We start from the raw sequence: 8,596 nt of genomic DNA, 5'->3' as shown, positions 1-8,596 counted from the left end.
AATGGTGGCCAGGGACGGAATCGAACCGCCGACGCCAGCCTTTTCAGGGCTGCGCTCTACCAGCTGAGCTACCTGGCCATCTTGACATTCATTAATGCGGATGAGCCGCAATGGAGCCCTGTCGGTTCCGTCTTGCCTTGCACAACCATTGCGGTGCGCAAAGGACAACCTTCGAATTGTAGCGGGCTGTTTCCGCTTCTGTCAACTTTCAGCATTTGCTGGAGTGGAACAATCCGCATGGCTCGGCGTGCGAGCGTTGTCCGGTCCCGACTCATTTTATCATTTGGGGCAACACTCCGCAGATTCCCTTGTATTTGCCCGGGGCATCGCGGAAAATTGGGTGTCGGCAAAGCCTTCGTATTCCGGGCGGTCCTGTCGGCTGTGCGATCAGAGGTCTCGTGCGTAGTTCGAGACGGACCTCGACCGGGACTTTGATCCGGACCAGGAATGGACCAGGGATGGAGTGGACACGCATGTTTTCTATCGACCAACTCTCACGCTCGATCGGGGGCATTTAATGGCCGGTGGCCTGACCTACTTTCTATTTCTGCTCGTCGCGTTTCTAACCCTTACCGTTCTTTTGATTTGGCCGGTCTTTCCTTACGTCGTCATAGCCGTGGTCATGGCCTACTTGCTGCATCCATTTAATCTGAGGATGCGGAAGTACATCGCTTCGGCCAAAATTCGCGCCGCCCTGTTGACCTTCGTCGCCTTTCTGAGTTTTGCCGTGCCGCTGGTACTGGTAATTCAGGGCATCTCCAGTGACTTTACTTCCGCGCTGCAGGTGGAGCGCGGCAAAACGCTGCTGGTGAATGCGCGCGCATGGCTGGCTGCTCGCAACAATGAATATTTGGCCGACTATCTGGAAAAGATGGTCGATCAGGGCCGTGATTTCATGCTGGCGGCGATTCCCGACCTGTTCGGGTCTGTGTTCAATGCAAGCTTGGGGATATTTGTCTGCCTGTTCGTCTTCTACTATTTCAGTAAGGAGGGCGAAACGATCTGGGCTACCTTCCTGGATGCTCTGCCTTTGCCGGATACGCTGAAGAGCCGCGTTGAGTCAGAAGTCACCGGTGTGATGCGCGGAATTTTTTATGGCCAGGTGCTCACAGCCATCATTCAAGGAGGCATCGGAGGCATCGGCCTGCTCGTCTTCAACGTTCCGGAGGCCGGTCCGCTAACCGCGCTGATGATGCTTTGCGCATTCTTCCCGTTTGTTGGCACGGTGTTGATCTGGGGCCCGGCGGGGCTGCTGAAGCTCGCGGCGGGGCAGACGATGGATGGCGCGGGTCTGCTTCTGTTTGGCGGCCTGATCGTCATGCAACTCGATAACTTCATCCGTCCGCGACTCATCTCGCAGCACTCCAATGTCCATCCCGTAGTGATCCTCATCGGCATCATCGGCGGCAGCCAGGTGTTTGGCTTCATCGGGTTTCTGGTCGGCCCGCTGATCTTCTCCGTCTTCCTCCAGTTGTTCCGCTTCATCGCCGAGTATCGCAAATTGGAGGCAGCGCCCGTGGATTTATCGCCACCTGGTCTTTCCCCGCCCCCATTTACTTAGCTGCGCGGCTTGGGCGCCGTGCAGGCTGACGATCTTGACATGGCGCATCTCTCGCCGCAGAATAGCTCTTCTCAAATGTGCCGCCCGGGCGCGCGACCTGGGAGCGTGAGCTGGAGTGCAGATACTATCAAAAGAAAGAGTCCAACCAACCATGCCTGAAGCATCTCCGCAAACACCCCCGCAGACGCCTTCGCAAACACCCCCGCAAACACCCCCGCAAACATTTGACATTGGCGATCCGCTGCCTGACGAGTACCGCGAGCTGCTGGTGCGCATGATGTCGCACGAGGGCGAGCGCACCGGCAACCGCAGCTTCATGGTCTTCTTCGAGAGCGTGCTCGACAACGCCGGCAAGTACGCGCCCCATCAGGACGCGCAGCTCACCATGGCCGGCTACGTCGCCGAGGAGATGAAGCACTGCATCATGTTCCACCGCCTCATCATGGAGATCGACAAGGACCTGGTCTTCCGCGACACGCCGTTTGCCCACTACGCCTTCCACCTGCCGCGCAACACCTGGACCGACATGAACTGGTTCAACTTCTTCCTCGACCTCAACGGCGCCTTCCACGCCGGCGAGTGGAAGCACTCCAGCTACCTGCCGCTGCGCCGCATCGCGCCCACCATTGAGCGCGACGAGTACGGCCACTCCGACATGGGCTACCGCTTTCTTGAGGCCACCTGCAAGACTCCCGAGGGCAAGGCCGAGGCGCAGGAGAAACTCTACACATGGTACCCTGCCGCGCTAGACACCTTCGGCACCTCCACCTCCAAGCGCAACCCGCGCTTCCTCCACTGGGGTCTGAAGACCATGACCAACGAAGACATGCGCCAGTCCTACCGCCGCTACGTCGACGAAAAACTGCGCGCCTTGGGCATGACCATCCCCGACGAAAAAGCCAACCGCCGCTTCCTGTAATCCGCCCCGCGTCGCCAGGATTTTGTAGCCGCGTCAAGCGTTTTTCTTGGCGCGGGCCTTTCGCTTGTCCGCGCAGAAATGTTCGCCTTAAATTCGCCGCCAAATCGGTTCCTGCCAGCCCTCCAGATCATCCAAATTTGCGGTTCTGCCCAAAGTGCACACGTTCACGGTTCTGACCACTCTGACCAAATTCCGGGATTCGGGATGGGGGTGCGAGGTTCGGGAAAACCAAAATCCAAAAAGCACAATTCTGCTCCATACTCTCTCCCCATCCGGCCCCAATTGGCCGCCAAATTATCCAAATTTTCCAACCTGACCAAATTCGTGGTTCCGCCGGTCGCACAAATTGCCTAAATTTTCCAAATCCACCACTCTGACCAACTTTGCGGTTCCCGCCCTATGCGTGACGGTGCCGAGCGCGTCACCATCTGCCCGCTTTAGTTCTATTCCACCATTCCCATGCGATTTATCATAAAATGAACAGACGCTTTCAAAAGGACTCATATACACATGCTCGAAGGTTGCACACCCTATCCCGCCGAGGTTGCCGAGCGCTATAAGCGCGACGGCATCTGGCAACCGCAGACGCTGGGCGAGTTGCTCGAAGAGACCACTGCGCGCTTCCCCGAACATTTTGCCGTGGCGGCGAAAAACCGGCGCATCAACTACTCGGAGTTGAATCAACTTTCCGACCGCCTCGCGCTGCATCTGCTCGATCAGGGCTTGCGGCCCCGCGATATCGTTCTTCTGCAACTGCCGAATGTTTGGGAGTTCAACGTCGTCTTCTTCGCGCTGATGAAGATCGGCGTAATGCCCGTGCTGTGTCTGCCGCCGCATCGTCAGGCAGAGCTGACTTACTTCGCGCAACTTACCGGCGCCACCGGGTATTTCGTCGCACCGGAGTTTCGCGGCTGCAATTACATCGCCATGGCGCGCGAGATACAGGCCGCCGCGCCCGCTTTGCGCCACGTGTTTGCTCTGGGAACAGGGGTAGAGCCGGATGTAAAGTATCTTGCTCCCATGCTGGATGACCCACTTACCAGTGACTCACTCGACCTACGTACTCCCACCGACTCAATCCGGCAGCTACGCCCTGATCCCTACGATGTGGCGTTCTTCCTGCTCTCCGGCGGAACCACCGGCATCCCCAAACTCATCCCGCGCACGCACGCCGACTACATTTACAACGCACGCGTCTGCGCCGAAGCGCTTGGCTGGGAATCCTCGATGGTCTTCATGGTGGTGATTCCCGCCGAGCACAATTTCCCGCTGGGCGCGCCAGGCATGGTCGGCGCGCTGTCCGTGGGCGGGTCGGTCGCCATGTCGCTGACGCCCGATCCGGCGACAGTCTTCGAGGCGATTCAGCGCGACAAGGGGACGTTCCTTGCGTTGTCGCCCGCTCTGCTGATCATGTTGCTCAACTCGCCGGAGCGCGAGAAGTACGATCTTAATTCACTGCGCTTCGTCTGCGCCGGCGGTCAGAAGATGCTGCCGGAGTTAGTCGATCGTACTCGCGCCACGTGGCCGTGGGTAACCGTGGGACACGCCTTCGGCATGGCCGAGGGACTGATCAATCTCACTCGACCGAATGACTCACTCGCCGTGATCCGCGAGACACAGGGCCGTCCCGCGTCGCCTCACGAGGAGATACGCGTTGTCGATGACGAGGGCCACGATGTCGCGCCCGGTGAGGTCGGTGAGCTGATCACGCGCGGGCCGTACACCATTTGCGGTTACTACAAAGCCGAGGAGCACAATCAATCCGCCTTTACCACCGACGGCTTCTATCGCACCGGCGACATGGTGCGCCTGCACGCCGCAGGTCCGCTCGCCGGAAACGTCTCCGTCGAGGGCCGCAAGAAGGACATGATCAACCGGGGTGGTGAAAAAATCAGCGCCGAGGAGATCGAAAATCTGATCCTCGGGCATGACTCCGTGCACATGATCGCAGTGGTGGCCATGCCCGACGCCGTGATGGGCGAGAAGAGTTGCGCGTTCGTCATTCCCCGCCCCGGGCGCACGCTCGCGCTCGCCGAACTGTGCGCGTTTCTCGTGTCTAGGAATATCGCCAAGTTCAAATTGCCTGAGCGGCTGGAACTGGTCGAGGCGTTCCCGCTCACTCACGTGGGCAAAGTCTCGAAGAAGGATCTGCGTGTAATCATCGCCGATAAGATGCGCGCCGAAGCCCGCGCGTGATTCTCTTGAATGACTGCTTTAATTGTCATTCCGAGCGGAGCGAGGAATCCGCTTTATCGATCGCCACATGGACGCACAGCAGATTCCTCGCTCCGCTCGGAATGACAATTAATATAGAAAAGGAATCCAACAATGGCATACCTGGTTTTCATTCACGGCGCGGGAGACAGCTCAGCGGCGTGGTCACTACAAACGACTCACTACGCGGGAAACCATCGCACACTGGCAATCAATCTGCCGGGCCACGGCGCGCGTCTTGCCGAGACGGGCAACGACCGCCACGAAGCCAACGCCGACGAAATCTGTCGCCTGATGGATCAAGCGAGCATGGCGCGCGCGGTGGTCGTCGGCCACTCGATGGGCGGCGGTGTCGCTCTGACGTTAGCGCTCAATCATCCCGCGCGCGTGCGCGCGCTGGTCCTGGTCGCCACGGGTGCGCGCCTGAAGATGCGTCCCGACTTTATTGAGGCGGCCGCGAAAACCGCCGCAGAGTTTGGCAACCGTAAGCCTGCGCACACCCACATTATTCCCGCCGCGCAGATGGTCCATCCTGATATTCCCGCGCTCGTCGTTCGCACGCTCGAGAGCATGATCGGCGACGCCAGCGCGCAGGCCACCTACGGCGATTTCCAGGCCAACAACAATTTCGATGTGATGGCGCGCCTGCCTGAGATCAAAGTGCCAACGCTGGTCATCGGCGGCGACGCGGACAAGATGGCTCCCGAAAACTTCTGCCGCTTTCTCGCTGACGGCATCACGGGCGCGCGTCTCGAAATGCTCTCGCCCTGCGGCCACTATCCACAAGTCGAGCAGGAGCAGGCCTTCCATCGCGCGCTCGACGCGTTTCTTTCCTCTTTACCCGCATAGCGATTCCGCGAAACAATAGTAAGTTGTCTCAGCAATTATTTTTATGGTCGTCATCCCGAGCAACGCGAGGGACCCGCTTTTCCGTCGGCCATCACGAGGTTCATCTGAATGACAGGCGAAAACTTTCCGAAGCTCGTAGAGCTAATGGCGCGGCTGCGCGGCCCCGGCGGCTGCCCGTGGGATCGCGAGCAGACGTTCGATTCCATCAAGCCGTTCCTGCTCGAAGAGACCTATGAAGTACTGGATGCCATCGCCGAGCGCGACTGGGACGAACTCACCGGCGAGCTGGGCGACCTGATGCTGCAAGTCGTTTTCTTCGCGCGCATGGCGCAGGAAGAGGGCCGCTTCAACATTGAAGACGTCATCGAGCGCATCCACGCGAAGATGGTCGCGCGCCACCCGCACGTCTTCGCCGATGGTGATGCCGCCACCGCCGCCGACGTTCTGAAAAAATGGGAGTTGCTGAAAGCGGAAGAAAAGAAAAAACGCATGGCCGAGCGTGGCGAACAGTATCACGCACCTGAGTCCGTGCTGGAGGGCGTTTCGTCGAACATCCCATCGCTGATGGAGGCGTATCAACTCAGCTCGCGCGCCGCGCATGTCGGGTTCGACTGGCCGTCGCTCGACGGCATTCTCGAGAAGATGCAGGAGGAAACGCGCGAGCTGGAGGCCGAGGCGCGGCAGAAGCAGCCCACGCCAAACGCCGCTCCGCCATCTGCGGGCCAACAAGAATTGCAGGCGCGCATCGAGGCCGAAGTCGGCGACCTGCTGTTCACCGCCGTCAACGCCGCGCGATTCCTAAAAGTTGATCCCGAGAGCGCGCTACGCACCACAAACCGCAAATTCCGCCGCCGTTTCCAGTGGATCGAGCGCGAGTTGAAGAAGCAAGGCAGAACGCCGCGCGAATCGAGTCTAGCCGAAATGGACGCGCTTTGGAATCAGGCCAAGCAGTCCATGTATGGCGCGCCGCGCTAACAGAGCCGCAACCGGAAGGGAGCGGTCCTGATTGAGTCACAAGAACCGTAATATGAGTCACATTCAATGACCACTGACTCACAATTCGAGATACGCCACTGCCACACCATCGACGACTTTCGCCAATGCGTGGAGTTACAGAAGTCTGTGTGGGGCTTCGACGACCGCGACCTAATCCCGGTGCGCATGTTCGTTGTCGCGCGAAAAGTGGAGGGCCAGGTGATCGCGGCATTTGCGCCGAGTGGGCGTATGGCAGGATTTTGCCTGGCCATTCCCGCGCTGCATGGTGCGCAACTCTATCTGCACTCGCACATGCTGGCCGTGCTGCCTGAGTTTCGCCGTGCCGGAGTTGGCCAGCAGCTCAAGTGGGAGCAGCGGCGCGAGGCCCTGGCGCGCGGGATCAAGCGGATCGAGTGGACCTTTGATCCGCTCGAATGGAAGAACGCGGCGCTGAATCTGAACCGGCTGGGCGCCATCGCCCGCCGCTACCTGCCGAACATCTACGGAATCAGTTCCAGCCCGCTGCATCGCGGCCTGCCCACGGACCGACTCGTCGCCGAGTGGTGGCTCGATTCCGCGCGCGTGCGCGCCGCGGCGAATGGCTCACTCCAGTTAGTGACACCATCTGCCAGTAGAATAGACTTTAGTCTGACTCACTCAATTGATGCGAGTGACTCGTCTCACTCAACGGCGAGCATCCAGCAGCATCTCCGTATTAAGTTTCAGGAAGCCTTCGCTGCGGGATTAGCCGTTTCCTCTTTTGAGTCCACGGAGGGCACTCGTGGCGCTTATATATTATCGGAGGTCGATGAGTTGTCGGGTGAGAGGTCCTGAGTGAGTCAATCGCTGGCTGACTCAATCCATCCGCCGCCGGCGACGACATCGCCTTCGTAGAACACGGCGGCTTGGCCTGGCGTGATCGCTCGCTGGGGTGAGTCGAACTCGATGCGCACGCGACCGCTTTCGTCAATGACGTGCAGCGTGGCGGGCGCCGCGACATGCTGGTGGCGAATCTTCACCGTCGCCTGTAACCGCGCGGGCGCGGCTGCGTAGGCAATCCAGTTGACGTCGCGCACGATGAAGCTGCGCGCCAGCAGCTCGCTGTCATCACCGACGCGCACCTGCTGAGTGTCGCGGTCGAGTGAAATAACGTAGAGCGGCGATCCCGTGGCGATGCCGAGTCCTTTGCGCTGGCCGACTGTGAAATTCTCAACGCCGCTGTGGCGCGCCATCACTCGTCCATCCTTGCCGACGATGTCTCCTTCATGGGCCGGAATTTCACTGGACGAGTCGTTGTTGAACTTACGGATAAATCCTTGGTAATCGCCGTCAGGGACGAAACATATTTCCTGGCTCTCCGGCTTTTGCGCCACGGGGAGAGTGTGCTTTGCCGCGATCTCGCGCACTTCCGTTTTGCGCATTCCCCCGAGAGGGAATAACGTGCGGCTGAGTTGTTCCTGAGTGAGTCCAAAAAGAAAGTAAGTCTGATCTTTTGACTCATCCACGGCGCGGAGCAGCAGATAGCGGCCGCGTGTTGCATCATGCTCCACGCGGGCATAGTGACCGGTGGCGAGATAGTCCGCGCCAATCTGCCGCGCCGTCCGCATCAAGTCTTCGAACTTGACGTGGTTGTTGCAGAGCGTGCACGGGATGGGAGTGCGGCCCGCCAGATACTCCGCGACGAATGGCTTAATCACTGACTTCTCAAACTGGTTCTGGAAGTTCAGCACATAGAACGGGAAGTCGAGATGCTCGGCGACGCGCCGGGCATCGTAAACATCGCTGCCGGAGCAGCAGCGGCCTGAGACCTTAGTTGGCGCAGCGGCATGATCGTCAACACTGGCGGCATTGCGGCGCTGATCATAGAGTTGCATTGTCAGGCCGACAACACGGCAGCCATTGCCGTGGAGAATGGCGGCAACCGTGGAACTATCGACACCACCGCTCATGCCGACGGCGACAAAGGGGCCTTCGCCACTCTGCCTCGGCAGAGCAGCGAGGTCATTGCGCAGAGTGAGTAGAGTATCTGGAGTGAGTGGGTCGCAGCTCATAGTTATAACTTAGTAAGTAAGCAGGTT

7 protein-coding genes and 1 tRNA gene are annotated in these 8,596 nt (G+C 59.3%); 6 read left to right on the top strand and 2 right to left on the bottom strand.

Annotated features, from left to right (window positions below):
• Window positions 1-2 precede the first annotated feature (2 nt).
• A tRNA-Phe gene (locus tag EXQ56_11450) sits at window positions 3-78 on the bottom strand.
• 385 nt (window positions 79-463) lie between these two features.
• On the opposite strand from EXQ56_11450, the gene EXQ56_11445 reads away from it, so the two are divergent.
• The 6 genes from EXQ56_11445 (at window position 464) to EXQ56_11420 (ending at window position 7,352) form a co-directional block, all read left to right on the top strand.
• Window positions 464-1,561: an AI-2E family transporter gene (locus tag EXQ56_11445; GenBank protein ID MSO21054.1), complete on the top strand. Its 1,098-nt coding sequence runs from the start codon at window positions 464-466 to the stop codon at window positions 1,559-1,561.
• Between the two features lie 151 nt (window positions 1,562-1,712).
• Window positions 1,713-2,480, top strand: a complete 768-nt coding sequence (locus EXQ56_11440; GenBank protein ID MSO21053.1) for a hypothetical protein — start codon at window positions 1,713-1,715, stop codon at window positions 2,478-2,480.
• Window positions 2,481-2,990: 510 nt separating this feature from the next.
• Window positions 2,991-4,676, top strand: a complete 1,686-nt coding sequence (locus EXQ56_11435; protein MSO21052.1) for a (2,3-dihydroxybenzoyl)adenylate synthase — start codon at window positions 2,991-2,993, stop codon at window positions 4,674-4,676.
• Between the two features lie 132 nt (window positions 4,677-4,808).
• Window positions 4,809-5,543, top strand: a complete 735-nt coding sequence (locus tag EXQ56_11430) for an alpha/beta fold hydrolase (GenBank protein MSO21051.1) — start codon at window positions 4,809-4,811, stop codon at window positions 5,541-5,543.
• Window positions 5,544-5,651: 108 nt separating this feature from the next.
• The gene (locus EXQ56_11425) at window positions 5,652-6,518 is read left to right on the top strand and encodes a nucleoside triphosphate pyrophosphohydrolase (GenBank protein MSO21050.1); all 867 of its coding nucleotides are present in this window, start codon (window positions 5,652-5,654) and stop codon (window positions 6,516-6,518) included.
• Window positions 6,519-6,584: 66 nt separating this feature from the next.
• The gene (locus tag EXQ56_11420; GenBank protein MSO21049.1) at window positions 6,585-7,352 is read left to right on the top strand and encodes a GNAT family N-acetyltransferase; all 768 of its coding nucleotides are present in this window, start codon (window positions 6,585-6,587) and stop codon (window positions 7,350-7,352) included.
• A 5-nt stretch (window positions 7,353-7,357) separates the two neighbouring features.
• Here the strand turns inward: EXQ56_11420 and mnmA are convergent, their stop codons facing one another.
• Window positions 7,358-8,569: a tRNA 2-thiouridine(34) synthase MnmA gene (gene mnmA / locus EXQ56_11415; protein ID MSO21048.1), complete on the bottom strand. Its 1,212-nt coding sequence runs from the start codon at window positions 8,567-8,569 to the stop codon at window positions 7,358-7,360.
• Window positions 8,570-8,596 lie beyond the last annotated feature (27 nt).

It is taken from the genome of Acidobacteriota bacterium, assembly GCA_009691245.1.
GTDB lineage: Bacteria > Acidobacteriota > Terriglobia > 2-12-FULL-54-10 > 2-12-FULL-54-10 > SHUM01.
Note: the sequence above shows the minus strand (reverse complement) of the source record. Positions and strands in the feature narration are given on the sequence as shown.